This is a genomic window from Streptomyces venezuelae (genome assembly GCF_008642315.1).
GTDB classification, from domain to species: Bacteria; Actinomycetota; Actinomycetes; order Streptomycetales; family Streptomycetaceae; genus Streptomyces; species Streptomyces venezuelae_D.
This window is the reverse complement of the sequence record NZ_CP029192.1, coordinates 4,884,791-4,908,563: the sequence shown is the minus strand read 5'-3', so window position 1 is coordinate 4,908,563 and position 23,773 is coordinate 4,884,791. Positions and strand designations below refer to the sequence as shown.

21 protein-coding genes and 1 tRNA gene are annotated in these 23,773 nt (G+C 70.5%); 9 read left to right on the top strand and 13 right to left on the bottom strand.

Annotated features, from left to right (window positions below; all coding sequences use genetic code 11):
* Positions 1-74: 74 nt before the first annotated feature.
* Together DEJ48_RS21465 and DEJ48_RS21460 are read right to left on the bottom strand one after the other, a co-directional pair.
* Positions 75-962, bottom strand: a complete 888-nt coding sequence (locus DEJ48_RS21465; RefSeq protein WP_150217731.1) for an aminoglycoside phosphotransferase family protein — start codon at positions 960-962, stop codon at positions 75-77.
* Positions 963-1,042: 80 nt separating this feature from the next.
* Positions 1,043-1,828 carry a DsbA family protein gene (locus DEJ48_RS21460; protein ID WP_150217730.1) on the bottom strand — a complete coding sequence of 262 codons (786 nt, stop codon included), beginning with the start codon at positions 1,826-1,828 and terminating at the stop codon, positions 1,043-1,045.
* A 162-nt stretch (positions 1,829-1,990) separates the two neighbouring features.
* Here DEJ48_RS21460 and DEJ48_RS21455 point away from each other — a divergent pair, with 162 nt between their 5' ends.
* Both DEJ48_RS21455 and DEJ48_RS21450 read left to right on the top strand, forming a co-directional pair.
* Positions 1,991-3,412 carry an NAD(P)/FAD-dependent oxidoreductase gene (locus DEJ48_RS21455; protein ID WP_150217729.1) on the top strand — a complete coding sequence of 474 codons (1,422 nt, stop codon included), beginning with the start codon at positions 1,991-1,993 and terminating at the stop codon, positions 3,410-3,412.
* Between the two features lie 136 nt (positions 3,413-3,548).
* The gene (locus DEJ48_RS21450; RefSeq protein WP_150217728.1) at positions 3,549-6,746 is read left to right on the top strand and encodes a Tat pathway signal protein; all 3,198 of its coding nucleotides are present in this window, start codon (positions 3,549-3,551) and stop codon (positions 6,744-6,746) included.
* Positions 6,747-6,806: 60 nt separating this feature from the next.
* Here DEJ48_RS21450 and DEJ48_RS21445 read toward each other — a convergent pair.
* Positions 6,807-6,880 (bottom strand) — tRNA-Thr (locus tag DEJ48_RS21445).
* Positions 6,881-7,096: 216 nt separating this feature from the next.
* Here DEJ48_RS21445 and DEJ48_RS21440 point away from each other — a divergent pair.
* From DEJ48_RS21440 to DEJ48_RS21430, 3 genes are all read left to right on the top strand, one after another.
* Complete coding sequence (locus DEJ48_RS21440; RefSeq protein ID WP_150217727.1) at positions 7,097-8,233, top strand: ABC transporter ATP-binding protein; 1,137 nt, start codon at positions 7,097-7,099, stop codon at positions 8,231-8,233.
* Between the two features lie 261 nt (positions 8,234-8,494).
* Positions 8,495-8,956 carry a hypothetical protein gene (locus tag DEJ48_RS21435; protein WP_150217726.1) on the top strand — a complete coding sequence of 154 codons (462 nt, stop codon included), beginning with the start codon at positions 8,495-8,497 and terminating at the stop codon, positions 8,954-8,956.
* Positions 8,957-8,992: 36 nt separating this feature from the next.
* On the top strand, positions 8,993-9,712 hold the full coding sequence (locus DEJ48_RS21430) for an NDP-sugar synthase (protein ID WP_150217725.1): 720 nt from the start codon (positions 8,993-8,995) through the stop codon (positions 9,710-9,712).
* 123 nt (positions 9,713-9,835) lie between these two features.
* Here the strand turns inward: DEJ48_RS21430 and DEJ48_RS21425 are convergent, their stop codons facing one another.
* The 7 genes from DEJ48_RS21425 to DEJ48_RS21395 form a co-directional block, all read right to left on the bottom strand.
* Positions 9,836-11,503 (bottom strand): DoxX family membrane protein, encoded by a 1,668-nt coding sequence (locus DEJ48_RS21425; RefSeq protein WP_223832135.1) that lies wholly within the window; start codon positions 11,501-11,503, stop codon positions 9,836-9,838.
* A gap of 118 nt (positions 11,504-11,621) precedes the next feature.
* Positions 11,622-12,569, bottom strand: a complete 948-nt coding sequence (gene rlmB / locus DEJ48_RS21420) for a 23S rRNA (guanosine(2251)-2'-O)-methyltransferase RlmB (protein WP_150217724.1) — start codon at positions 12,567-12,569, stop codon at positions 11,622-11,624.
* A gap of 109 nt (positions 12,570-12,678) precedes the next feature.
* Positions 12,679-14,082 carry a cysteine--tRNA ligase gene (gene cysS / locus DEJ48_RS21415; protein WP_150217723.1) on the bottom strand — a complete coding sequence of 468 codons (1,404 nt, stop codon included), beginning with the start codon at positions 14,080-14,082 and terminating at the stop codon, positions 12,679-12,681.
* Positions 14,083-14,163: 81 nt separating this feature from the next.
* Positions 14,164-14,568 carry a PPOX class F420-dependent oxidoreductase gene (locus DEJ48_RS21410; protein WP_150217722.1) on the bottom strand — a complete coding sequence of 135 codons (405 nt, stop codon included), beginning with the start codon at positions 14,566-14,568 and terminating at the stop codon, positions 14,164-14,166.
* Between the two features lie 70 nt (positions 14,569-14,638).
* Positions 14,639-15,154: a 2-C-methyl-D-erythritol 2,4-cyclodiphosphate synthase gene (gene ispF, locus DEJ48_RS21405; RefSeq protein WP_150217721.1), complete on the bottom strand. Its 516-nt coding sequence runs from the start codon at positions 15,152-15,154 to the stop codon at positions 14,639-14,641.
* Positions 15,144-15,875 carry a 2-C-methyl-D-erythritol 4-phosphate cytidylyltransferase gene (ispD, locus tag DEJ48_RS21400; RefSeq protein WP_150217720.1) on the bottom strand — a complete coding sequence of 244 codons (732 nt, stop codon included), beginning with the start codon at positions 15,873-15,875 and terminating at the stop codon, positions 15,144-15,146. The genes ispF and ispD overlap by 11 nt, the downstream gene beginning before the upstream one ends.
* A 325-nt stretch (positions 15,876-16,200) precedes the next feature.
* A complete protein-coding gene (locus DEJ48_RS21395; RefSeq protein ID WP_003953493.1) occupies positions 16,201-16,683 on the bottom strand; it encodes a CarD family transcriptional regulator in 483 nt (160 codons plus the stop codon).
* Positions 16,684-17,345: 662 nt separating this feature from the next.
* Between DEJ48_RS21395 and DEJ48_RS21385 the strand changes: the two genes are divergently transcribed.
* Positions 17,346-18,071, top strand: a complete 726-nt coding sequence (locus tag DEJ48_RS21385; RefSeq protein ID WP_150217719.1) for a DUF461 domain-containing protein — start codon at positions 17,346-17,348, stop codon at positions 18,069-18,071.
* 86 nt (positions 18,072-18,157) lie between these two features.
* Here DEJ48_RS21385 and DEJ48_RS21380 read toward each other — a convergent pair whose 3' ends face one another.
* Together DEJ48_RS21380 and DEJ48_RS21375 are read right to left on the bottom strand one after the other, a co-directional pair.
* Entirely contained in the window at positions 18,158-18,838 is a 681-nt protein-coding gene (locus tag DEJ48_RS21380) for a response regulator transcription factor (protein WP_030682312.1), read from the bottom strand.
* The gene (locus tag DEJ48_RS21375; RefSeq protein ID WP_150217718.1) at positions 18,835-20,109 is read right to left on the bottom strand and encodes a sensor histidine kinase; all 1,275 of its coding nucleotides are present in this window, start codon (positions 20,107-20,109) and stop codon (positions 18,835-18,837) included. Before DEJ48_RS21375 ends, DEJ48_RS21380 begins: the two co-directional genes overlap by 4 nt.
* Before the next feature lie 309 nt (positions 20,110-20,418).
* Between DEJ48_RS21375 and phoU the strand changes: the two genes are divergently transcribed.
* The 3 genes from phoU to DEJ48_RS21360 all read left to right on the top strand — a co-directional run bounded on the left by phoU (position 20,419) and on the right by DEJ48_RS21360 (position 22,946).
* On the top strand, positions 20,419-21,102 hold the full coding sequence (gene phoU / locus DEJ48_RS21370; RefSeq protein WP_150169429.1) for a phosphate signaling complex protein PhoU: 684 nt from the start codon (positions 20,419-20,421) through the stop codon (positions 21,100-21,102).
* A gap of 373 nt (positions 21,103-21,475) precedes the next feature.
* Positions 21,476-22,549 carry a hypothetical protein gene (locus tag DEJ48_RS40390; protein WP_223832134.1) on the top strand — a complete coding sequence of 358 codons (1,074 nt, stop codon included), beginning with the start codon at positions 21,476-21,478 and terminating at the stop codon, positions 22,547-22,549.
* Positions 22,550-22,730: 181 nt separating this feature from the next.
* Positions 22,731-22,946, top strand: a complete 216-nt coding sequence (locus DEJ48_RS21360) for a hypothetical protein (RefSeq protein WP_150169433.1) — start codon at positions 22,731-22,733, stop codon at positions 22,944-22,946.
* Positions 22,947-22,967: 21 nt separating this feature from the next.
* Here the strand turns inward: DEJ48_RS21360 and DEJ48_RS21355 are convergent, their stop codons facing one another.
* Complete coding sequence (locus DEJ48_RS21355) at positions 22,968-23,726, bottom strand: GntR family transcriptional regulator (protein ID WP_150217717.1); 759 nt, start codon at positions 23,724-23,726, stop codon at positions 22,968-22,970.
* Positions 23,727-23,773 lie beyond the last annotated feature (47 nt).

The following is a 23,773-nucleotide window of genomic DNA, read 5'->3' as shown; positions in this document are numbered from 1 at the left end:
CTGCCGGGCTTGCCGAGTCGGCCGAGCCCGCCCTGTCGGCAGGGTCGGCCGGGTCGGCCGAGTCCGCCGAGCCGTCACCGGCCCAGCAGCCGCCGTGCGATCTCCATGTCGTCGGCCACCATGGGCCGCCCGTCCTCGGCCTCCCACAGCGCGTTCTGCAGGACCCGCCCGAGCGTCCAGGCGCGCGCCCGCTCGCGGTCGAGGGCGAGCACCTCCGTCATCGCGTCGAACCGCCACAGCACCTCGTCGGGCTCGAAGCGGTTGTCGATGGCGGGCCAGAGGTCGAAGCCGGGATCGCCCGCGAGCGGCTTCGGATCGATGGCGAGCCACGGCTCGCGGTCGCTCGCCAGCACGTTCTCGAAGTGCAGGTCCCAGTGCAGCATCCGGTCGCCGGGCTCCCCCATGACCTCGCGCACCGCGCCCCCGCACCGCTCGACCAGAGCCCGCTCGCCCGGGTCGGCGATCGCCTTCAGGGCCTGCGGCAGGTCGTCGACCATCTCGGCCGCGATGTCGCCGAGCCCGCGCATGCCCTCGGGGGCGGGTGTCGCGGTGAGGCGGGCGAGGAGTTCGGCGATGACGAGGACGGCCTTGCGGGTGTCGGCCATCGTCGACAGCATCCGCCCGGAGTCGAGGCGTTCGAGCAGCATCGTGCCGGTGGCGGCGTCGTGGTCGAGGAGCCGGACCGCCCCGCCGCCGTCCCACACCCGCAGCGCGACCGGCTCGCCCTCGGTCTCCTCGTCCAGAAGCTGGAACTTGACCGCGGCGGGCGTGCCGTCCGCGCACACCACGGGCAGCACGAGTGCCGCCATGCCGTGCATCGGGTCGCCGTCGACGGTCAGGTCCCAGCGTTCCACGAACTCCCGTACGCGCGCGGGGAGCGCGGCGATGAAGGCCCGCCCCGGCTCCCCCGCGTACAGGTGCTGCGACTCGACCAGCTCGTCCGGAATGCGAATGTCGATCACGTCCGGGACATTACCGAGGCACCCTCGCCGCCGCACGGGGATTTCCCGGCGGCGCCGAGAGCGAGGGGCGGGGCCCTGGGTCAGGAAATACCCTTCGCCTTCAGCTCCTTGGCGAAGGAGGCCTGGTCGTACAGACCGTCACCGTCCGCCTTCTTGCCGTCGATGAAGACGGTCGGCGTGCCCTGGACGCCGTCGGCGCTGAAGGACTCCATCGCCTCGCCGACCCACTTCTTGTACGTCCCGTTGGTGACCGCCTTGTCGAAGGCGCCGCCGCGCAGCCCCTCCACCTTGTCGGCGATCTTCAGCAGGAACGCGGGAGTGTAGGCGTCGTCCGACTCCTCCTCCGCCTGGTTGGCGAAGACGGCGGCGTGGAACTGCGGGAACTTGCCCGCCTCCACGGAGGCCCGCAGCGCGTTCGCCGCGTTCACCGAGCCGCTGCCGCCGAGGTTCTTGTCGAGGAACGAGGCGATCGTGTACTCGACCTTGACCTTGCCGTCGGCCACCGGCTTGACCAGCGCCTGAGCCCCGCCGTCCTCGAACTTCTTGCAGAACGGGCAGCGCGGGTCCTCGTAGACCTTGACCGTATGCTTGGCCTTCGGATCGCCGACCGTGATCACGCCGCCCTTCACGGAGGCGGGCACGTCGGCGAGCTGCTCAGCGGCCGCCGCCGGGGCCTTCGCCTCCGGAGCGCCGGCGTCCGGGGACTTCTCGCCGGACGACGCGGCGGGCTTCTCGCTGACGCGGTCGCCGCCCTTGGGGTCGTCGTCGCCGGGGCCACAGGCGGACGCGGTCACCCCGATCAGCGCCGCCGCTGCCACCGCGGTGGCGACGCGCGCCGTCCTGCGCCCGGCCTTGTGTACGGCCATGAAAAGCCCTCCATCACATTCGACACGTACCGCTCAAAGTATCGGAATCTATCCCGCGCACTCCCGGCCGAAGGACCCGCCCCCGGGGACTTACGGCCCTCCGCGCGAAACGGCCGCCCCGCCCCCTCCCCACGGCCCCCACCTGCGCAGTAGCGTCCGCCCATGAGCAGCGCGAACAACACGCACCACGGGCCCGGCACGGTCAACGGCGGCATATCGTTCTGGTACGCGGACCACGGACTGCCCACCGCCCGCGAGCCCTTGACGTCCGACGCCACGGCGGACGTCTGCATCGTCGGCGGCGGCTACACCGGCCTGTGGACGGCGTACTACCTGAAGAAGGCCGCCCCCTTCCTGCGCGTCACCGTCCTGGAGCAGAAGTTCTGCGGCTACGGCGCGAGCGGCCGCAACGGCGGCTGGCTCTACAACGGCGTCGCGGGCCGCGACCGCTACGCGAAACTGCACGGCCACGAAGCGGCGGTCCGCCTCCAGCGAGCCATGAACGACACGGTCCACGAAGTGATCAGGATCGCCGCCGAGGAGTCGATCGACGCGGACATCCACCACGGCGGCGTACTCGAAATCGCCTACACGCCAGCCCAGTTGACCCGCCTCAAAGCCTTCCACGCCGCAGAACTGTCGTACGGCGAGAAGGACCGCACCCTGCACGGCGCCCGCGAGACGGCCGAGCGGGTGCGCGTGTCCGGCGCCGTCGGCTCCACGTGGACCCCGCACGGCGCCCGCCTGCACCCGGTCAAGCTCGTCCAGGGCCTGGCCGCGACGGTGGAGGCCCTGGGTGTCACCATCCACGAGTCGACACCGGTCACGGAGATCAAGCCAAAACACGCGACGACCCCGTACGGCACGGTCCGCGCCCCCTACATCCTGCGCTGCACCGAGGGCTTCACGGCGTCCCTGAAGGGCCAGCGCCGCACCTGGCTCCCCATGAACTCATCGATGATCGCCACAGAGCCCCTGACCACCGCCCAATGGGAGTCGATCGGCTGGGAAGGCAGGGAGACACTCGGCGACATGGCGCACGCGTACATGTACGCCCAGCGCACCGCCGACGGCCGCATCGCGCTCGGCGGCCGAGGCGTCCCCTACCGCTACGGCTCCAGGACCGACAACGACGGCCGCACCCAACCGGCGACGGTCGAAGCCCTGCACGAGATCCTCACCCGCTTCTTCCCCCAACTCACCGGCATCGGCATCGCCCACGCCTGGTCCGGCGTCCTCGGCGTCCCGCGCGACTGGTGCGCCACGGTCACCCTGGACCGCGCCACGGGCCTCGGCTGGGCGGGCGGCTACGTCGGCTCGGGCGTGGCCACCACCAACCTCGCCGCCCGCACCCTGCGCGACCTGGTCCAACAGGACTCGGGCCAGGCGGGCCCCACGGACCTGACCACCCTCCCCTGGGTCAACCACAAGGTCCGCCGCTGGGAACCGGAACCCCTCCGCTGGCTGGGCGTCCACGCGATGTACGCCACGTACAACGCAGCCGACCACCGCGAACTGACCACGCACACGCCGGCCTCCTCCCGCCTGGCCCAATGGGCGGACAGGGTGGCGGGCCGCCACTGAACCCTCAAGTCGGCACGCGTACAAGCCAGGAGTCGCGACAGCCCTTCACCGTCGACCCCAGTAACCCCTCAGGCACGCATTGTCACACCCCTGTGCCAGGATCGCCCGAACATCTATCCAGCCTGGGGGGCTACTGATGCCTGAACCACGTCCTGCGGCGAGACCCGCGGCGTCCGCCGCGCTCCTACTCGCCCTGTCCGTACTCTTCGCCCTGCTCGTGCCGTTCACCCTCGCCGCGCCGCCCGCCCACGCAGCGGGGCCGGAGTGCGCGCCGCTCGCCCTCGCCCCGTTCGGAGACCCGGGCACGGCGGTCGGCAGGGCGAAGGTCGCGCCCGATACGACGGCCTGTTACTCCTTCTCCGCCACCGAGGCCGGGCTCCACCAGGTCTTGCTCATCAGCAGCGGCAACGAGTCGTACACGCAGGTCTACGCCGGCGAGACCAGAATCGCCTGCAAGAGCAGCGGCTGCGACCTGCCTGCCGCGGGCGACTACACACTGAAGGTCGTCAACAACGGCTGGGAGGACGAGGAGACCGCTGTCACCGTCGTGCCGCTGACCGGCACCCGCGGCTGCGACGAGCCCGTAGGCACATCCTGGGGCCTGCCGCCGGCCACGCACACCGTCGCCGACGGTCTGGAGCTCGGCTGCCGTCCCTTCGACGCCGAGCCCGGCGACCGTGTCCTGCTCACCGAAGGCACCAAGGCCTACGACGACTCCCACGCGTGGATCACCGACGCCACCGGTGCCGATGTCTGCACCTCCGAGGACGAGGAGATCAGCTGTCTGCTGGGGGGCAAGGGCCCCTATCGCGTGCTGTCCCGCGTCACCACGACCGAGGCGGGATTCCCGGCCGAGTACGGGATCCAGGTCCGCCGCCTGAACAACCCGCAAGGGTGCCACTCCTCCCCGGTACGTCCCTACGGTCCGCTGACGCCCCAGGAAGCCACGAAAACCCCCTGCTTCACCGTCACCACCGAGAAGGCCGGCCGCCACTCCCTCGCATCCGTCGACGCCGAGGGCGACACCGAGGCCGTACGCGTCTACGACCGCGCCGGGAAGACCGTCTGCCGCACCTCCGAACAGGGCTGCCGGCTGCCCACCGCGGGCACCTACACCGCCGTACTCAACGCCTCGTCCCCCTTGCACACCCCCGCACGCGACCTCATCGTCCTGGACCGGGCCTCGGAGCGCGGCTGCCTGAAGAGCGACTTGGGTGTCCACAGGGGCGAGTTCGGCGCGGCGGGCCAATACGACTGCCTGACCCTGCCCGTACCGAAGGACTCACGCATCGCGGCTCTCACCCCGCTCAACGCCTCCGGGCTCGACGCGGACGTGGAGGTCGTCGACAGCGAGGGCACCGAGCAGTGCGACGCGGAGCAGCTGGGCGCGGGCGACTGCGCGCTCACCGGGCCCGCGCCGTACCGCGCGCTCGTCCACGCCGACGGGCCCCCGCACACCGGCCCGTACACGGTCGCCGTCCACCGCACGGATGCCGCGAACGACTGCCCCGTCCTGCCCGCCGGCAGCTTCGCCGCGGATGGCGCCAAGGCGTCCTTCTCCACCGGCGACGGCGTCTTCTCGCACTGCCTGACGATCCCGGCGAACGCGCACACCTCGGCCGAGGTCCTGCAGCTCACCGCCACCTCCGGTGACGTGCCCGCCAAGTTCTCCGTGCTCGACTCCACCGGCAAGCGCGTCTGCGACCGCTACGCCACCACCAACGGCTGGACGCTCTGCGCCCTCACTCCGGGCAAGGCCCACACGGTCCTGGTCACCGGCCGCGACCAGGCCGCGGAGTACACCCTGACGCGGCGCGATGTGACGTCGACGGCGTCGACGGCGGGCTGCGCGAAGACCTCGGCGGGCAAGGTAGGCGGCCCCTCGATCAAGGGCACGTCTGGGGCTCCCGGCGCCCTCGGCTGCCACCAGATCACCATGTCCGAAGCCACCGATGTCGTACACCTGAACGTGCGGGACGCGCTGGGCACCGCCGACATGTACGTCCTCGACGGTGAGGGCGAGAGCGAGTGCGATCTGCGCGCCCGAGCCTGCGCCGCCACCGGCAGCACCACGCACCAGGTCCTCGTCCAGACTCCCGTGGGCCGGGAGGCAGCACCCCAATACCGCCTCGACGCCCTGCGCATCGCCACCGCCGAGGGACCTGCCGCCGAGTGCACCAAGGTTCCCTCGGTCGCCTACGGGTACGGCCCCGTGACCGGCACCCTCGACGAATCGCACACGGCCACGTGCGCGGTCCTGCCCACCGGCCGCAACGACCACTTCGAAGCGGAGATATCCGACACGGCGGGAGCCACCGAAGAAGCGGTCCCGGCCCTCTACAACAGCGCCTGGAAGAACGGCTGTTCCGGTGTCGATCCAGGGGACTACACCTGCGGGGTGAACGACTCGCCCGATACCCCGAAGAAGCCCTCCGTGTTCGTCCTCGGCCTGCCCGAGAAGACGTCGGGCACGTCCTACAGCGCGATGCTGAAGTGCGGGTCCGCCCGCTGCGGCGACGAGAAGGTCACGGTGACCGGCGTGACGCCCACCACGGCGCCCAGCGGTTCCAAGCCCACGCTCACGGTGACCGGCACAGCCCTTCACCCGGACTTCACGGTCCGGCTCACCCAGGCGGGCAAGACGCTCACGGCCAAGACGGACTCTGTGTCGGCCGACAACCGCACGCTCAAGGCGACCCTCGACCTGACGGGCATTCCTGCCGGCGACTGGTACGTCAGCGTCATGGCGAACGGGGAGTACCAGCGCGGCACCTTCACGGTCACGGCCCCGCTCCTGCACAACACCACACCCCCCACCACGACGGGCACCCCCGCCGTCGGCTCCACCCTCACCGCGACCCCCGGAACCTGGACTGGCGCCCCTTCCTCGTACACCTACCAGTGGACGGCGAACGGCGAAGCGATCGCGGGGGCCACGGCGTCGACGTACACCATCCCCGCAGCCCACCTGAACAAGAAGCTGGCGGTGACGGTCACGGCGCACAAGCCGCCCCAGGACACCGCCGCGGCAGCCTCCACCGCCGTCTCTGTCACCAAGGGCAAGGCCCCCAAGGCCACGACGAAGCCGACGATCACCGGCACGGCGAAGGCAGGCAAGACCCTCAAGGCAACAAAGGGCACGTGGTCGCCGGCCCCCGACTCGTACTCCTACCAGTGGTACGCGAACGGCACGAAGATCACCGGCGCGACGACATCCTCCCTGCCCCTGAAGCCCGCCCATCGAGGCAAGAAGATCACCGCCAAGATCACAGCCCACCGCACGGCCCACAACGACGGCACAGCCACAACCAGCCCCACCGCCCCGGTCACCTGACCTGACCCGCACAAGAGAAAAGCTCCAGGCCAGCAGCGCTGCCCTGGAGCTTTTCAGCGGAGCCCCCTGTCGGATTCGAACCGACGACCTACGCATTACAAGTGCGTTGCTCTGGCCATCTGAGCTAAGGAGGCACACCACACGCCCGGCGCCGGCCGCACGTGCCCGTGCAGTGTAACCAACGCCGTCCCCGCCCCCGTCGAAAATTTCCTCGAAGGTCGCGGCACCGCGACTGCTGACAGACCACTGACCCCCGGGGTACGGTCACGAGCAGTTCACTCAGGTGGACTACACCACTCCCTCTACTCGGATCGTCCGGCACGTTCCTGCCGGTGAAGGGGGCCCTCACCATGGCCACTGTTACGTTCGACAAGGCGACCCGGATCTACCCGGGTGGCGACAAGCCCGCCGTCGACGGTCTCGACATCGAGATCGAGGACGGCGAATTCCTCGTCCTCGTCGGTCCGTCCGGCTGCGGCAAGTCCACCTCGCTCCGCATGCTCGCGGGGCTCGAGGACGTGAACGCCGGCGCCATCCGCATCGGTGACCGCGACGTCACGCACCTGCCGCCGAAGGACCGGGACATCGCCATGGTGTTCCAGAACTACGCGCTGTACCCGCACATGACCGTCGCCGACAACATGGGCTTCGCCCTGAAGATCGCCGGTGTGAACAAGGCGGAGATCCGGCAGAAGGTCGAGGACGCCGCCAAGATCCTCGACCTCACCGAGTACCTCGGCCGCAAGCCGAAGGCCCTCTCCGGCGGTCAGCGTCAGCGTGTCGCCATGGGTCGCGCCATCGTGCGTGAGCCGCAGGTCTTCCTCATGGACGAGCCGCTGTCCAACCTCGACGCCAAGCTGCGTGTGTCGACGCGTACGCAGATCGCCAGCCTGCAGCGTCGCCTCGGCATCACCACCGTGTACGTCACCCACGACCAGGTCGAGGCCATGACCATGGGCGACCGGGTGGCCGTGCTGAAGGACGGGCTGCTCCAGCAGGTGGACAGCCCCCGCAACATGTACGACCGCCCCGCCAACCTCTTCGTCGCCGGCTTCATCGGCTCCCCCGCCATGAACCTCGTCGAGGTTCCGATCACCGACGGCGGCGTGAAGTTCGGCAACAGTGTCGTGCCCGTGAACCGGGAGGCCCTCAGCGCCGCCGCCGACCGCGGGGACCGCACCGTCACCGTCGGCGTCCGGCCCGAGCACTTCGACATCGTCGAGCAGAACGGCGCCGCCGCGAAGTCCCTCTCCAAGGAGACCGAGGACGCCCCGGCCGGCCTCGCCGTCTCCGTGAACGTCGTCGAGGAGCTCGGCGCCGACGGCTACGTCTACGGCACCGCCGAGGTCGGCGGCGAGCAGAAGGACCTCGTCGTCCGCGTCAACGGCCGCCAGGTCCCGGACAAGGGCGCGCAGCTGCACGTCGTGCCCCGTCCGGGTGAGACCCACGTGTTCTCGACCTCCACGGGCGAGCGCCTCAGCGACTGACGGCCCCCGGCCCCGAGCCCCAGGCTCCAAGCCTCAAGCTCCAAAGCCCAAGCCCCGTAGGGCCCCGCACCGTACGTGCGGGGCCCTTCGCGTACGGCCGTCCGCCCCGCCCCGGCCCCCACCCCGTTGTCGACAAATACCCCGGCACATCGGTCATTTCGCCTTCACGGCGTCAACAGCGCTCCAGAGGAAACCTCTTCCCTGTAGCTCGACCGAGTGACTAAATGTCGCCAAATCATCACCTAGCGCTACGCTCCTCGCGTGACGCACTCCGCCAACTACACCCAGAAGCCGCGCCGAGCCCACCGGGGCCCCGCCCGCCGCATCGGCCGCACGCTCGCTCTCGTCCTGCCCGTGATGCTGGTGCTTTCCGGGACCCTCGCGGTCACCAGCGTCAACTGGTCGGGGAACGCCTCGGACTCGATGCTCACCGCATCCGCCGACAACCTCTCCAAGCCCGCCAAGTCCCGCGCCCCGCAGGACGTCCTGCGCGACCGGCTCCTCCTGGAACTCCAGGAGAAGAACCCGGGCGTGGCGCTCACGCACCTCCAGCAGGAGGTGAACCGCCACCCCTCGCTCGCCCGGCACTGTGTCGCGCTGGCCCGCGCGCTCGGCCGTGCCGCCGTGCGGGTCTACGGCCCGACACGCGCCCAGTCGTACGCCAGGCCCGTCTGCGACACGTCCTTCGCCACGGGCGTGGCCGCGGCCCATCAGAAGGGCTGAGCGGGCCGCCGAGCACCGCCGCGTAGGGTTTCCGGCATGACCACGCTGAAGCCCACGCAGGCTGTCGTCCTGGCCGGTGGCCAGGGCTCCCGGCTCCGCCCGTACACCGACGACCGGCCCAAGCCGATGGTCGAGATTCCCGGTACGGGGACCCCGATCATCGGCCATCAACTCGCCTGGCTCGCCGAGGAAGGCGTGACGGACGCCGTCGTCTCCTGCGGCCACCTCGCCGAGGTGCTCCAGGAGTGGCTCGACTCCGCCGACCTGCCGCTGAACGTCAGCACGGTCGTCGAGAAGGAACCCCTGGGCCGCGGCGGCGGCCTCAAGTACGCCGCCCGGCACCTGCCGCACGCCGACCAGCCCTGGTACGCGACGAACGGCGACATCTGGACGCGCTTCTCGCTGCGCGACATGGCGGCGTTCCACGCCGAGCGCGACGCCACCGCGACCCTCGCCCTGGCCCGCCCCCGCATCCCGTGGGGTGCCGTCGAGACCGACGCGTTCGGCCACATCACGGACTTCATCGAGGCCCCGCCGTCCCCGTACCTCATCAACGCGGGTGTGTACGTCTTCGCGGCCGAGTTCACCTCGCTCCTGCCGGACCTCGGCGACCACGAGCGCACTACGTTCCCGCGGCTGGCCCGCGCGAAGCGCCTCGCGGGCTTCCCGCTGCCGCAGGGCGCCTACTGGCGCGCGATCGACACCGCGAAGGACCTCACCGAGGCCGCCAAGGAGCTCGCCGCGCAGGGGCGTTGACCCCGGCCCGACACCACGGTTCCGGTACGCCGATGGGCCCCGCACAGCGTGTGTGCGGGGCCCATCGGCGTACGTGAGGAACAACGTGGGGGGACGTGAGGAGCGACGTGCGCGGCGACGCCCTCAGCGGCCGAGCACACCGCCCAGCAGGCCGCCGGGCTGCTCGCCGCCCGAACCGCCGCCGGAACCGCCGGACGCCCCGGCACCGCCCGTACCGCCGCCGGAGCCGCCGCTGGACGGGGGGCCCGCGGTCGTGCCCGCCGCCGCCGGCTGCTGCGGCGCCGACTGCTGCGGCGGGGCCTGGCCCGCCGTGCTGCTCCCCTGCGTCTGGCTGGGCTGCCCGCCCGAACCGACCGTGCCCGTCTCCCGCGCCGTGCCCGGCGCCGTGGCGCCCTGCGTGGGGCTCGCGGAGCCGCGGCCGCGCGTCGGCGAGCTCGACGACGCCGACGGGCTCTGCGACTGCTGCTTCTGCCGCTTCTTCGCGGGGTCCTGGGGAAGCGCGGAGCCCGGCAGTTCGTTGCGCGGCGCCTCGCCGGGGCCGGGCACGGTCACGCGGTCCGCGTCCCGCACCGCGCCGCCCAGCATCGAGCCGATGAGCAGCGTCAGACCGATGACGACCGCGCCGATCAGACCGCCCCGCCGCAGCACGCGCCGCCGCAGGTCCCAGATGTCGGAGCGCGGCCCGAGCGTGCGCCACGCCTCACCGGCGAGACGTCCGTCGATCGAGTAGACGGGCGCGCCCGCGATGATCAGCGGCGACCACGCGGCGAGGTAGATGATGTCGGGCGCGTCGTAGGCGGGAACGGTCTTCCAGCTCACGGTGACGATGAGCGCCGCCGACAGGAGCACGCCGATCGAGGCGGCGACCCGCTGCCAGAGCCCGAGGACCGTCAGGACGCCGACGACGACCTGGAGGAAGGCGATGCACAGGCCGGCGCCCACGGGGTGCTGGAGGGCGAAGTCGCGCAGTGGCTCGGCGAGCGCCCAGGGGTGCAGCGAGTTCAGCCACTTGACCATGGAGCCGCGCTGGCCGCCGTCGAAGTAGACGGGGTCGCAGAGCTTGCCCATGCCGGCGTAGATGGAGATGAACCCGAGGAAGACGCGCATCGGGAGCAGGACGACGCCGAGGTTCATGCGGCGGCCCGGGTAGTAGGCGTGCCGGACCGGGTCCGAGCCGTGCCTGCGCGCCCGCTCCGTGCCGGTGCCGTCGTCGTACGCGTCGTCGTCGGAGTCGTCGTAGTCGCGGTCGGCGTACTCCTGCTCGAGCCGCTCGTCGTAGTCGCTGCCGGGCAGCCGCATCTGCGGCAGCATCCGGGTCCCGGGTTCGGGGGCGCGCGGGCCGATCACGGCGGGCGTCTCGACCGTCTCGGGGCCGTCGTCGACGCCGACGCGGGGGATGACCTGGGTGGCGCCCGCGTCTTCCGCGCCGCCGTAGGGCCCGGCCTCCTCGGCCGAACGGCGCACGCCGCCGCCGCGCACGGCCTGCAGCAGTCTGATGGCGCCCGTGTCGTCCGGGGCGGACTTCCCGCTCCAGACGACGGGCGCGCGGCGCTTGGCGGCCGCGCCGGCGGCGGGCATGCGCGCCGTCTCGCCGGGCGTGCCCAAGTGCCGTGAGATACGCGGGGATTGAGTGCGCCCAGCGGCGGGAAGCTGCACGCGGAAACTCGCGTGATTGACGATGACCTGCGCCGGGTCGCTCGGCACCTTCACCATGCTCAGCGCGGGAGCATCGTCAAAACCTGACGAGCTTCCCCCAGTGGGAGTGCGGGGTGTTCTGGTGTCCACACTCATCTAACCGAGTGATGTGTGTTTAGGACACTGCCTTGACCATGGAGAAATGTCCGGACCGCGTCAAGAGATCACCGCAGCCATCACGCAGCCATCACCGCGGCCCGGACATCACGGAGGATCAGGCGCGACGCCGCGCCGCCTCGTACAGCACGACGCCCGCCGCCACACCTGCGTTCAGGGACTCCGCACCACCGGGCATCGGAATCCGCACGCGGTAGTCGCAGGTCTCGCCGACGAGACGCGAGAGGCCCTTGCCCTCGCTGCCGACGACGATGACGACGGGGCCGCCGAGCGCCTCCAGGTCACCGACCTCGTGCTCGCCGTCGGCGGCGAGGCCGACCACGGCGACGCCCGCCTTCTTGTACTGCTCCAGGGCGCGCGTCAGGTTCGTCGCGCGGGCGACCGGCGTCCGCGCGGCGGTGCCCGCGGACGTCTTCCACGCGCCGGCCGTCATACCGGCGGCGCGCCGCTCGGGCACGAGCACGCCGTGGCCGCCGAACGCGCAGACGGAGCGGACGACGGCGCCGAGGTTGCGCGGGTCCGTCACGCCGTCGAGGGCGACGATCAGCGGGTCGCTGCCCTCGTCGAAGGCGTTGGCGACGAGGTCCTCGGGGTGCGCGTACTCGTACGGCGGGACCTGGAGCACGAGGCCCTGGTGGTTGAGGCCGTTCGTCATGCGGTCCAGCTCGGGGCGGGGTGCCTCCATCAGGTGGATGCCGCCGCGCTCGGCCGCGAGCTGCAGCGCCTCGCGGACCCGCTCGTCGTTGTCGATGAACTGCTGGACGTAGAGCGTGGAGGCGGGCACGCCGTCGCGCAGCGCCTCGAAGACCGGGTTGCGGCCGACGACCATCTCGGAGGTGCCCTTGCCGCCGCGGCCCTTGAGCGTGGCGGGGCGGCGGCCCGCGGCCTTCTTGGCCTTGGCGTTGGCGATGCGGTTCTTCACGTGCCCCTTGCGGGCCTCGGCGGGCGGCGTCGGGCCCTTGCCCTCCAGGCCGCGGCGCCGATTGCCGCCGCTGCCGACCTGCGCGCCCTTCTTGCCGGACATGCGGCGGTTGTTAGCGGCCATGACCTACCTGTCTGTCGTGATGCGTGGGCGCGTACGTGCGTACGCGCACGGGTGTACGTCTATGAAGTGTGCCGCCCGGAAGGCCGGGCGGCACATCAATGGTGTCCGATCAGCGCGGACCGAGCGTCCAGCGGGGGCCGGACGGGCTGTCCTCGATGACGAGGCCCGACTGGTTGAGCTGGTCGCGGATCGCGTCGGCGGTGCCCCAGTCCTTGCGGCCGCGGGCGGCCTCGCGCTGGTCCAGGACGAGGCGGACGAGGGTGTCCACGACGCCGTGCAGGTCCTCGCCGCGGTCGGCCTCGCCGCCGGCCCAGTGCGGGTCGAGCGGGTCGAGGCCGAGGACGCCGAGCATGGCCCGCACCTCGGCGAGGCGCGCCACGGCGGCTTCCTTGTCGTCGGCGGCGAGGGCGGAGTTCCCCTGCCGGACCGTGGTGTGGACGATGGCGAGCGCCTGCGGGACGCCCATGTCGTCGTCCATGGCGTCGGCGAACGCGGGCGGGACCTGGGCGGCGGGCTCGACGACGCCGCCGGCCTTCTCCACGACGCGCTGCACGAAGCCTTCGATGCGGGCGAACGCGGACTCGGCCTCGCGCAGGGCCTCCTCGCTGTACTCGATCATCGAGCGGTAGTGCGGGGTGCCGAGGTAGTAGCGCAGGACGATGGGCCGCCACTGCTTCACCATCTCGCTGACGAGAACCGAATTCCCGAGGGACTTCGACATCTTCTCGCCGCTCATGGTGACCCAGCCGTTGTGCACCCAGTAGCGCGCGAAGGTGTCACCGAAGGCCTTGGCCTGCGCGATCTCGTTCTCGTGGTGCGGGAAGATCAGGTCGATCCCGCCCCCGTGGATGTCGAACTCTTCACCCAGGTACTTGTGGGCCATCGCCGAGCACTCCAGGTGCCAGCCGGGCCGGCCGCGGCCCCACGGGGTCTCCCAGCTGGGCTCCCCCTCCTTGGCGGCCTTCCACATGGCGAAGTCACGGGAGTCGCGCTTCCCGGTCTCGCCCTCGCCCTCGGGCTGGAGCAGGTTGTCGAGCTCCTGGTTGGAGAGCTCCAGGTAGCCGGGGAAGGAGCGAACGTCGAAGTAGACGTTGCCGTCGGCCTCGTAGGCGTGCCCGCGCTCGATGAGCCCGCGCATCATCTCGACCATCTCGGTGATGTGGCCGGTGGCACGCGGCTCATAGGTGGGCGGCAGGCAGCCGAGCGCGTCGTAACCGCTGTTGAACGCGCGCTCGTTCTCGTACCCGATGGACCACCAGGGGCGGCCCTGCTCACCGGACTTCCGAATGATCTTGTCATCGATGTCGGTCACGTTCCTGATGAACGTCACGTCGTAACCGCGGTGGACGAACCAGCGGCGCATGATGTCGAAGTTCAGGCCGGACCGGATGTGCCCGATGTGCGGGGCGGCCTGCACCGTGGCACCACAGAGGTAGATCGAGACGCAGCCGTCGTTGAGGGGGCTGAAGTCACGGATCTGCCGGGCGCTGGTGTCGTACAGGCGAATCGTCACCACTCCAGGGTAGTGGGCGCGGGACAGTGCCCCACGCCCCCCGGCCCCACCGTGCACGCAACTGTGACGTGAGGCCCGCCCTCAGATGCTGCCGACGACCTTCCGCGCGCTCACCCTCACCACGACCCGCTGCGTGTCGTCCTTCGAGCCCGGGTTGAAGTCCGCGTACTTCTTGCCCGTGTACTTCATCGACAGCTCGTCGATCAGCTCCTGCCCGCCCTCCGTCGTCATCTGCGCCGTCCCACGGATCTCCGCGTACGTGTACGGCGCGTCGAAGGGCTGCACCAGCACCGTCACCCGCGGATCCCGCCGCAGATTCTTCTCCTTGCGCCGACCGACCGTCGTCGAGAACAACACATCGTCCCCGTCACGCTTCACCCAGACCGGGGACACCTGAGGACTCCCATCGGGCTGGATCGTCGCGACGTTGATGAAGACCGGGGTGTCGAGCAGGGCCTTGAGGTCGTCGGAGAGCTGGGCGGACATGGTTCGCTCCTTAGTGGGGGTTCGTACGGGTTGTGCCTGTACGAGGCATACGAATACCCCATTGCCCGCTCTACGACGACGTACGTACGACCAACGCGGTGGCGATCGCCGCCAGGCCGTCGCCGCGGCCCGGGAAGCCCAGGCCGTCGGTGGTGGCCCCGGAGACGGAGACCGGTGCGCCCGCCGCCTCGGAGAGCACCTTCTGCGCCTCGTCCCTGCGCTTGCCGATCTTCGGCCGGTCGCCGACGACCTGGACGGCGACGTTGCCGATGGTGAAGCCGGCGTCCCTGACGATGCGGGCCGCCTCGGCGAGGAGGGTCAGGCCGGAGGCGCCGGACCACTCGGGGCGGCCCGTGCCGAAGTGGGCGCCGAGGTCGCCGAGGCCCGCCGCGGAGAACAGCGCGTTGCACGCGGCGTGCGCGACGACGTCGGCGTCGGAGTGCCCGGCGAGGCCGGGTCCCTGGTCCTCCCACTTCAGGCCCGCGCACCACAGCTCGCGGCCCTCTTCGAAGGCGTGGATGTCGGTGCCGATGCCCACCTGGGGGAGGAGGGCGCGCAGGGGCGCCTCGGACGTCTCAGAAGCCATCGTTCGCCCTCCTTCGGGCCAGGACCGCCTCCGCGAGCACGAGGTCCAGAGGACGCGTCACCTTGAACGCCTCCTCGTGGCCCGGCACGCACACGACCGGCAGCCCCAGCTGCTCGACCATGCCCGCGTCGTCCGTCACCGGTCCGGTGGCGCTCTCATGGGCGCGTACGAGCGTCGCGCGGTCGAAGCCCTGCGGGGTCTGCACGGCGCGCAGCCGGGCACGCTCGGGGGTGGCGACGACGGGTTCGGGCGCGCCCTGCTCCGCCCCGGGCTCGACCTGCTTGACCGTGTCGGCCAGTGGGAGCGCGGGGACCACGGCGGGCGCCCCGTCGCGTACGGCCTCGATGACGCCGTCGACCGTGTCGACCGGCACCAGCGGGCGGGCCGCGTCGTGCACGAGCACGATGTCGAAGCCGGGCGGCAGCGCGTCCAGGCCGGCCCGCACGGACTCCTGGCGGCTCTCCCCGCCGGGCACGACGAGGAAGTCGGTGCGCTCGGGCAGCGCGTGGTCGTCGAGGAGTGTCTTGACCCCGGCCGCGCCGTCCGGGGGCGCCACCACGACGACGAGGGAGACCGCGCGGGACTCCGCCATGGCACGCACGGCATGGATCAGCATCGGGGTGCCGTTCAGCGCACGAAGCGCTTTGGGGGCGCCCGGGCCGAGGCGCACGCCCCGCCCAGCCGCGGGAATGACCACCGCGGTACGGGATTCGCTAGACATCGGTTCCGTTCAGGTTTGTGTGCTCGGCCGACGTGGGTATGGCCACACCGTGCCGGGCGGGACGGACGCCTTGACCGGACCCTTCCGTGACATTCGGTCGAGTCAGCCGCAAGAGCCCGGCACGCCAGTAACGGCCCTTCGGGGTCGCCCCACCACATCGGCCCGGGTACGAATCAGCCTGGGTACGAATATCCCGGTGACGAAGACCGGGTACGAACATGCCGCAGCGCCCGGCGACTCCATGAAGGGTCAGCGGGCACCGCGGCATTGCTGCGCCTGGTCGACGCGGGAGCTCCGAGGCATGTCGCACCTCGGGACGTCCGCGTCAGGACGCGAGGACCTCGTCCAGCAGGGCCTCGGCCTTGTCCTCGTTCGTGTTCTCCGCGAGGGCGAGTTCGCTCACCAGGATCTGGCGGGCCTTGGCGAGCATGCGCTTCTCACCGGCCGACAGTCCACGCTCGCGCTCCCGACGCCACAGGTCACGGACGACTTCCGCGACCTTGATGACATCGCCGGAGGCGAGCTTCTCGAGATTTGCCTTGTAGCGGCGCGACCAGTTCGTGGGCTCTTCCGCGTACGGCGCGCGCAGTACTTCGAAGACCCGGTCGAGGCCGTCCTGCCCGACCACATCACGCACACCGACGAACTCCGCATTGTCCGCTGGCACACGCACCGTCAGGTCGCCCTGGGCGACCTTCAGCACCAAGTAGGTCTTGTCCACGCCTTTGATCTGGCGAGTTTCGATGGCCTCGATCAGCGCGGCCCCGTGATGGGGATAGACCACGGTGTCGCCAACCTTGAACGTCATGTGACAGGTACCCCTTCCGTGGCTATCCATCCTAACACGAGAACCGCCTCTTCTGAATGGCGTTTTCGCAGGTCAGGGCATATCTCGGGGCTTGACAACAGCAACAGGAACGTGCTGCGGAGGGCCTGCGGAACGGGGTATTCGCAGGTCGGAGCGGCTCTTCGGGGAGCCGGAAACGCCCCCGCCGCACGCCCCCCGAGGGCGCTCGAAGAGGCTGAACGTCCCGGTTTGCGAGGTTCCAAGCGGTGAACTTTCGATACTCCGTTCGGTGGCCGGAGAGATGTGCCGAGTGACGTCCGGCGCGATTCCTGAATTGATCAAGCGGCCCGATGATCAATTCTCCGGGGCCCCCTCCGTACCCCCATGCATTCCTTACGGGAAATCCGCGGGGCGTGACACCTGCGCTCTCGGCCTCGCTCTTGGTCGCGCCCTTGACCGCGCTTTTGCGAAAGGGGCCGGGCGCGCATTGAAGCGCCGGGGGCGTGGACCCGCCGCCGGGCGGCCGGGGCGCGCTCGTACGTGGTCCCGTGCCCTAAGGGGCGGGTCGGGTGCGGCGGTGCGGGAACGGCTCGGTAATCTAAGCGCGCTGACACACCCTTAGGACGGCTTTACGGCCGCCCGCCCCGTCCTGTACCGCCCACGTTCAAGGAGTTGCCGCCGCCGTGAGCCGCAGCCTTCGACGCGGCGCCCTCGCCGCCACCGCCCTCGCGTTCTCGCTCGCCTCGCTCACCGCGTGCGCCGCGGGCAACAACGCACAGACGATGGAGGTCAAGCCGGACAACGCCGCGACCTCCGTCGGCGACATCAAGATCCAGAACGCCATGGTCATCACGCAGCCGGACCTGGAGTCGAAGGGCCCCGCGGTGGTCGCCGCGACGATCTTCAACTCCGGTGACAAGGCCCAGACCCTGGAGTCCATCTCGGTCGACGGCACCGACAAGAAGGCCAAGCTCACGCGCGGCAAGGACGACAAGGACTCCAAGCCGAACGGTCCGCTGACCGTTCCGGCCGGCGGCTCCATCGTCATCGGTGGCAAGGACAACGCCTCGGCGGTCCTGTCCAACAGCCGCGAGGCGGTCAAGGACGGCAACGCGCAGCGCGTCACGTTCTCCTTCAGCAGCACCGGCGACGTGAAGATGCAGGCGTTCGTCGTGCCGGCGGACAGCTACTTCTCCAAGTGGGGCCCGAGCGCGCTCCCGCAGTCCCCGGACGGCAAGCCCTCGAAGCCCGCGAAGTCGGGCAAGCCGCAGGAGCCGTCCACGGGCTCGTCGGCCGACCCCTCCGGCAAGCCGTCCGGCAGCGCCGGCACGGACCCGTCGGGCAACGCCTCCGACCCGGCGAACGCCGGTGAGCAGGGCGCCGAGGCCGGCACGGGCACGCAGCACTGATCGACGTACAGCTGATCGGCGTACAGCAGCAGGAAGGGCGGGACCCCGGTGGGGTCCCGCCCTTCTTCATGCGTTCAGGGTGCTCTTTACGGCTCGAACTTGTAGCCGAGGCCGCGGACCGTCACCAGGTAGCGCGGCGCCCCCGGGTCCGGCTCGATCTTGGCGCGCAGGCGCTTCACGTGGACGTCGAGGGTCTTGGTGTCCCCCACGTAGTCCGCGCCCCAGACGCGGTCGATGAGCTGCATGCGGGTCAGCACGCGGCCCGCGTTGCGCAGCAGCATCTCCAGGAGGTCGAACTCCTTCAGGGGCAGGTCGACCTTGGAGCCGGAGACCGTGACCACGTGGCGGTCGACGTCCATCCGGACCGGGCCCGCCTCCAGCGCCTGCGGGGTGACCTCCTCCGGCTCGCCGCGGCGGCGCAGCACCGCGCGGATGCGGGCGACCAGCTCGCGGGAGGAGAAGGGCTTGGTGACGTAGTCATCGGCTCCTATCTCCAGACCGACGACCTTGTCGATCTCGCTGTCCTTGGCGGTCACCATGATCACCGGGACGTTGGAGCGGCTGCGCAGCTGGCGGCAGACCTCGGTGCCGGGCAGGCCGGGCAGCATCAGGTCGAGCAGGACGAGGTCGGCGCCGTTGCGCTCGAATTCGTCGAGTCCGTCCGGGCCCGTCGCCGCGATGGCGACTTCGAAGCCCTCCTTGCGGAGCATGTAGGACAGAGCGTCGCTGAAGGATTCCTCGTCCTCGACGACGAGCACTCGGGTCACGGAAGGACCTCCGGGGCAGGAATGGGTTCGTACGTGGTGGTCGCGGCGGTTTCGGCGCTGTCGCCGGGCGTGGTGGTCTCGTCGTCGAGTCCGCCGCCGCGCCCTGATCCGCGGTCGCGGTGCGCGGCCGCCTCGGGCAGCCGCAGGGTGAACGTGGAGCCCTGACCCTCGGAGCTCCACACGGTGACCTCCCCGCCGTGCGAGGCGGCCACGTGCTTGACGATGGCGAGACCGAGGCCGGTGCCGCCGGTGGCCCGGGAGCGGGCCGGGTCGACGCGGTAGAAGCGCTCGAAGATGCGCTCCTTGTCCTTGTCGGAGATGCCGATGCCCTGGTCGGTGACCGCGACCTCGATGAGGTCCCCGCCGGGGACGGAGACCCTGCGGGCGGCGATGCCCACGCGGGTGCGGGCGGGCGAGTAGTTGACGGCGTTCTCGACGAGGTTGCCGAGCGCCGCCGCGAGCTGGCCGCGGTTGCCCCATATCTGGAGGTCGGCGGTGCCGCCGGAGGCCATGGTGATCTGCTTGTGGGAGGCCTGGTGGCGGCTGCGGTCGATGGCCTCCGCCACCAGTTCATCGACACGGACGGGTTCGGCGTCCTCCAGGGGGTCGTCGTTCTGCACCCGGGAGAGGTCGATGAGTTCCTGTACGAGGCTGGTCAGGCGGGTCGCCTCGATCTGCATGCGGCCCGCGAAGCGCTCGACGGCCTCCGGGTCGTCCGAGGCGTCCATGACGGCTTCGGAGAGCAGGGAGAGCGCCCCCACCGGCGTCTTCAGCTCGTGGCTCACGTTGGCGACGAAGTCGCGCCGTACGGCCTCGATGCGGCGGGCCTCGGTGAGGTCCTCCACGAGGAGGAGGACGAGCCGGGAGCCGAGCGGGGCGACGCGCGCGGAGACCGCGAGGGCCTCTCCGCGGCCGGTGCCGCGCCGTGGCAGGTCCAGCTCGACCTGGCGTATCTCGCCGTCGCGGCGGGTGTCGCGGGCCATCTGCAGCATCGGCTCGACGGCGAGCTTCCCGCCGCGTACGAGTCCGAGTGCGTACGCCGCCGAGCTCGCCTTGACCACGCTGTCGGCCTCGTCGAGGACGACGGCGGAGGAGCGGAGCACGGAGAGCACCGTGTCCACGCCGGGTGGCAGTACGGGATCGGTGTGCAGGGAGGTCCGGGTGGGGCGTTTCTGGTCGCGCTCGCTCCATCGGAACGCCAGCATGGCGATGACACCGGTGCACACCCCGGCGATCGCTGCCGCTGCGGCGACCGCCGCGTTCACGTCCATGCCTCAAGGTTATGCGCCGAGTAAGAGCCGGTCACAGCCGTACGGGTACCCGCTCGAACACTCGTCGCCCAGAGTTCACCGTGGGGACGGTGCCGGTTCACTTCCTACCGGCGGTCCGGGGCGCGGTTGATCAAGGAGGCGGTCACGCGTCGCCCACAGTTCACCTTGATGACGGTGGTGATTCATGTGGGGTGCCGGAAACGGACGCGTCCGGGCCGCACCGTGGGAGCGTAGGGGCCAGCCCCCATGAGACGTACCGAGAGGTGTAGGGGCCAGCCCCCTGAGACGTACCGAGAGAGGGACAGCCACATGCGGGACGCGTACCACGAGGAACTTGACTCGATCGGCGACAGCCTGGTCGAGATGGCCCGCCTCGTCGGGTCCGCGATCGGGCGCGCCACGACGGCCATGCTCGACGCCGACCTGAAGATGGCGGAGAGCGTGATCGCCGCCGACCAGAAGGTCGACGATCTGCAGCACGACCTGGAGGCGCGTGCGATAGCCCTGCTGGCGCGCCAGCAGCCGGTCGCCACCGATCTGCGCATCGTGGTCACCTCGCTGCGCATGAGCGCCGATCTGGAGCGCTCGGGCGACCTCGCCCAGCACGTCGCGAAGCTGGCGAGGCTCCGCTTCCCCGACTCGGCGGTGCCGCGGGACCTGCACGCCACGATCCTGGAGATGGGCCAGCTCGCGCAGCGCCTGATGGCGAAGGCGGCGGAGGTCATCATCACCAAGGACGTCGACCTGGCGCTCCAGCTGGAGCAGGACGACGACGAGATGGACCAGCTGCACCGCACGCTGTTCCAGCACCTGATGGATGACCGCTGGAAGCACGGCATCGAGACGGCCGTCGACGTGACGCTCCTCGGCCGCTACTACGAGCGCTTCGCGGACCACGCGGTGTCGGTGGCCAAGCGGGTCGTGTACCTGGTGACGGGTGAGCACGCGGACGAGATACAGCCCGCGGGGCAGGCGCCGGTGGAAGGGGCGTAGGCCCTTTGTTTGCCGTATGTGCCCCGCGTGACGTCAGGTTGTCGCGCGGGGCACGCTCAGTTCTTCCCGTTCCGGCGGGTCAGCCGCAACCGCCGCCGCACTGGCAGGAACCGCCCGACTGGCAGCCGCAGCTGCAGCCCGGGCCGCATCCGCAGGCGCTCAGCGGGACTTCGGGAACGTATTCGCGCGTGGGGGACTCGGCCATGGTCTCCTCCTCGTGGGCGTACGACCTCGTAGGCGTACGACGTACTGCCTGTTGCCCATTCCATGCCCACGGGGGCGGGGCGCATCAACGGCGCACACGCGCGCGGGGACGTCGGGATCTTTGCGGGAACCCGTGTGCGACACGGCCGTCCCGCGCGAACATCCCTCCATGCCCAAGAAGAAGCAGCGAAGCAGGAAGAGCCAGAAGGCGAGCGGCGGTGGCAGCCGCGGCAGACGTCCGGCAGCCGCGCCTGTCGAGAAGGCGATCCTGCTGTACCACGACATGGCGGTGTACGAGAACTTCGAGCGCTGCGCCCGACGCGTCTTCGAGGTCCTGCGGAACGCGGAACGCGGGATGCCCGGCAAGCCCCGGCACCTCTTCCTGAGAGTGCAGGGCCACCGCAACGACGCCGGGGGCTACGACCGCGATGCCATCGAGATCATCCGCGAATTCGCCATGGGGTACCTGCTCCCGTACCTGACCGAGCTGACGACGCCGTTCCACAGACTGGAGAACCCCGCCGGGCAGCGGAACGACGTTCCGGACGAGCTCCACATCACCTACCCCGAGGAGCCCGGAACCGCCGACTCGGGCTTCTGGTACGACGTGACCCTCCTGCCCCTGCGCCCGCGCGGGACGACGGAGAACGCGAGGAAGACCCCACCGAAGCTCACGGCGATAGCCGACTATCTGGGGATGGACCCCGCGTGCCTGATCTGCTGGGGCACCCCGGTGGACCGCGCACACGCGGTCCCCACTTCGCTGGGCGGCTCGATGGACGTCCGCAACTTCGCCCTGCTCTGCCCGGACCACCACCGGCAGGCACCCGACATAGCCGACGCGGAGGCGTTCTGGGCCTGGGTGGACTACGCGGAGATCAGGGACTCGGGCAGCAAGTGGAACGGGGCGGCGCCGGAGGTCCAGGAGTGGGTGCGCGCGCACGGCGGCAGGACGGAGCCGAAGGACCGCGGCGACATGGAGTTCCTGGCCGCCGTACGGTTCGAGCTCCAGCACCTGTACGGCTGGGCCGACGCCGACTTCGAGAACATGTCCTGGGACCTCCTCCAGGAGTACCACCAGGTTCTGGAGGCGGCGACGGGCAGGCACTTCGGGGTGGAGAAGAAGGTCGCCACGCACGCGTGGGCGTACCACATCGCGAGGCGCCGCCTGGCGAAGCGCAAGGGCGAGACCGGCCCGATGCCGTCCGACCACCCGTGGACGGGAATCTGGCCGGTGCCGTGACGCCCGCCTTATGGACCGGTCGAGGACCAGCCCAGCCCCACCTGCGAATCGCTTGAGCCGCGCATCGATTCGGCCCCGAGAGAGCACATTGCTGCCAACTACAGGTAATCGGGCGGCCACGGGCCGGAGTTCTGGGTTACACAGGAAGGCCGGGACGTCACACGTGCAGGGGGCCTGGCCGATGGTGCTGACGATCAACGTTGCGGTGCTCCTGGCCGTCATCCTCTTCTTCCTGCTGCGCCGCAAGGTGCAGGCCAGAAGCCGGGGTGACCAGATGGTGACGGTGGCGCTCGCGGTGGCGTTCGGAGTGGTGGTGGCCCCGACGGACTTCGGCCAGAGCATCCTCAACGCGGTGGGCCAACTCGCGGAGGGCATCACGGATTCGGGGTCGCCGTGATGCCCTCCCCGAGGGGGTTGGTCAGGCGTCGAAGTCGTACTCCAAGACGTACGAGGCGGCGTCCAACGTCATTTCGTTGACCTCGACGGGGCGGCCCTCGGCCGTGAAGGCCGTGCGGCAGATGAGCATGACAGGGGTGCCCTCCGACATGCTCAGGCGTGTCACCTCATCCTTCGACGGCATGCGTGAACGAACCTCTTCGCGGAAGTGCACCGGCTTGTGGCCGAGGTCGGCGAGCCTGGCGTACGTTCCGCCCTCCCCGGTGTCCTCGCGGGTGATCGCGGATCCGGCGACCAGAGGCATGGGCAGATAGCTCGTCGCGAGCAGGACGGGCTTGCCGTCCAGGACGAAACGCCGGCGCCTCACACACGCCGGTTCTTCAGGTCCCAACTCCAAAACGGCACCGACGCGTTCAGGCGCGGCCTCTTCGGACACGGTGAGCTGGTCCACCTCGAGGGAGCGGTCCTCGATGTCCGCCGCCCAGATGGAGCGGCCGTTGCCCCACTGCTGCTCGGCCAGCCGCTGGATGCCTCGGCGCCGCAGCGGGCGAAAGGTGCGGACGAACACACCGGCGCCCTTCCGGGCTTCGGCGAGGCCCTCATCCCGAAGGACGCCCAGGGCCTGGCGTGCCGTCATGCGTGCGACGCCGTGCGTGGCCATGAGGTCGTTCTCACCAGGCAGCCGGTCACCGGGACCGTACTGGCCGGCCTGGATCGCCTCGCGCAAAGTGTCGGCGATCCGCTGGTACTTGGGCCGAGGTCCGTCTTCGGTACGAGCCATCCCGCAGGTCTCCTCCCGCTCATCTCTAGACACCTTAGGCCACAGGT

Bases quoted from the DNA above. Each gene is read 5' to 3' on its own strand.
- DEJ48_RS21460 (WP_150217730.1), bottom strand. From the start codon at position 1,828: ATGGCCGTACACAAGGCCGGGCGCAGGACGGCGCGCGTCGCCACCGCG.
- DEJ48_RS21455 (WP_150217729.1), top strand. From the start codon at position 1,991: ATGAGCAGCGCGAACAACACGCACCACGGGCCCGGCACGGTCAACGGC.
- DEJ48_RS21450 (WP_150217728.1), top strand. From the start codon at position 3,549: ATGCCTGAACCACGTCCTGCGGCGAGACCCGCGGCGTCCGCCGCGCTC.
- DEJ48_RS21440 (WP_150217727.1), top strand. From the start codon at position 7,097: ATGGCCACTGTTACGTTCGACAAGGCGACCCGGATCTACCCGGGTGGC.
- DEJ48_RS21430 (WP_150217725.1), top strand. From the start codon at position 8,993: ATGACCACGCTGAAGCCCACGCAGGCTGTCGTCCTGGCCGGTGGCCAG.
- DEJ48_RS21425 (WP_223832135.1), bottom strand. From the start codon at position 11,503: ATGAGTGTGGACACCAGAACACCCCGCACTCCCACTGGGGGAAGCTCG.
- rlmB (WP_150217724.1), bottom strand. From the start codon at position 12,569: ATGGCCGCTAACAACCGCCGCATGTCCGGCAAGAAGGGCGCGCAGGTC.
- DEJ48_RS21410 (WP_150217722.1), bottom strand. From the start codon at position 14,568: ATGTCCGCCCAGCTCTCCGACGACCTCAAGGCCCTGCTCGACACCCCG.
- ispF (WP_150217721.1), bottom strand. From the start codon at position 15,154: ATGGCTTCTGAGACGTCCGAGGCGCCCCTGCGCGCCCTCCTCCCCCAG.
- ispD (WP_150217720.1), bottom strand. From the start codon at position 15,875: ATGTCTAGCGAATCCCGTACCGCGGTGGTCATTCCCGCGGCTGGGCGG.
- DEJ48_RS21395 (WP_003953493.1), bottom strand. From the start codon at position 16,683: ATGACGTTCAAGGTTGGCGACACCGTGGTCTATCCCCATCACGGGGCC.
- DEJ48_RS21375 (WP_150217718.1), bottom strand. From the start codon at position 20,109: ATGGACGTGAACGCGGCGGTCGCCGCAGCGGCAGCGATCGCCGGGGTG.
- phoU (WP_150169429.1), top strand. From the start codon at position 20,419: ATGCGGGACGCGTACCACGAGGAACTTGACTCGATCGGCGACAGCCTG.
- DEJ48_RS40390 (WP_223832134.1), top strand. From the start codon at position 21,476: ATGCCCAAGAAGAAGCAGCGAAGCAGGAAGAGCCAGAAGGCGAGCGGC.
- DEJ48_RS21360 (WP_150169433.1), top strand. From the start codon at position 22,731: ATGGTGCTGACGATCAACGTTGCGGTGCTCCTGGCCGTCATCCTCTTC.
- DEJ48_RS21355 (WP_150217717.1), bottom strand. From the start codon at position 23,726: ATGGCTCGTACCGAAGACGGACCTCGGCCCAAGTACCAGCGGATCGCC.